Genomic DNA, 1,024 nt, shown 5'->3' on the forward strand with positions numbered 1-1,024 from the left:
CGCGCTCGGCCGCGCGCATATTACCTGCAACAAGAATGGCGTGCCGTTCGATCCGGAGAAGCCCATGATCACGTCGGGTATTCGCCTTGGTTCGCCGGCCGGGACCACCCGCGGCTTTGGCGTGACGGAGTTCCAAACGGTCGGCAGCATGATCCTCGAAGTTCTGGACGCCTGGCGGCCAACGGCGATGAGGGCAACACGGACGTCGAGAAGAACGTGAAGCAGCGCGCCATTGAACTTTGCGAGCGCTTCCCGATTTACGAGTAAGCCTCGGGCGTGACGGTGAACAAGGGGAGGGCGGTCGCCCATGCGGTGCCCCTATTGCGGCAGCACCAACACGCAGGTGAAGGACTCTCGCCCTAGCGAGGATCACACCACGATCAGGCGCCGCCGCGTTTGCGCGGATTGCGGTGGCCGCTACACCACGTTCGAGCGGGTGCAGTTGCGCGAGCTGACCGTGATCAAACGGAGCGGACGCCGCATCCCGTTCGACCGTGACAAGCTCATGCGCTCGGTGCAGATCGCGTTGCGCAAACGCCCGGTCGATCCCGAGCGCGTCGAGCGCATGGTCAGCGGCATCGTGCGCCGCCTCGAGAACATGGGCGAAGGCGATATCCGCTCCGAGACCATCGGACATTTGGTGATGGAAGCGCTGAAAGGCCTCGACGACGTGGCCTATGTGCGCTTCGCCTCGGTGTATAAGAACTTCCGCGAGGCCAAGGATTTCGAGGCGCTGCTCGGCGAACTAGCCGGGACAGATGGCGAGGACGCCGATGTCGATGCCGACGAAACCGCCATTGCCGAAGATTAGGCTGGCACCTTTTCCATGAACACGCGCGACGAGTACCATATGGCGCAAGCCATTCGCCTCGCGCGGCGCGGCTTGGGCCTGGCCTGGCCAAATCCATCCGTAGGCGCGGTGGTGGTCACGCCTTCGGGCGAGATCGCCGGCCGCGGCTGGACCGCCCCAGGCGGCCGCCCCCATGCGGAGGCCATCGCGCTCGACGCGCGGGCGCGAAGGCCG

General features: G+C 65.3%; 1 protein-coding gene and 2 pseudogenes. All 3 read left to right on the top strand.

Translation table 11 applies throughout. The features are described 5' to 3' along the window. Positions 1-267 (top strand): annotated as a pseudogene (gene glyA / locus AUC71_RS00680) (serine hydroxymethyltransferase); the annotation flags it as partial. Positions 268-307: 40 nt separating this feature from the next. Beyond that, on the top strand, positions 308-811 hold the full coding sequence (gene nrdR, locus AUC71_RS00685; RefSeq protein ID WP_069622710.1) for a transcriptional regulator NrdR: 504 nt from the start codon (positions 308-310) through the stop codon (positions 809-811). Positions 812-826: 15 nt separating this feature from the next. Continuing rightward, positions 827-1,024: pseudogene (locus tag AUC71_RS00690) on the top strand (bifunctional diaminohydroxyphosphoribosylaminopyrimidine deaminase/5-amino-6-(5-phosphoribosylamino)uracil reductase RibD); the annotation flags it as partial.

The organism is Methyloceanibacter marginalis, from assembly GCF_001723295.1.
GTDB classification, from domain to species: domain Bacteria; phylum Pseudomonadota; class Alphaproteobacteria; order Rhizobiales; family Methyloligellaceae; genus Methyloceanibacter; species Methyloceanibacter marginalis.

Excerpts from the sequence above, each read along its gene's own strand:
- nrdR (WP_069622710.1), top strand. The coding sequence starts at position 308 with ATGCGGTGCCCCTATTGCGGCAGCACCAACACGCAGGTGAAGGACTCT.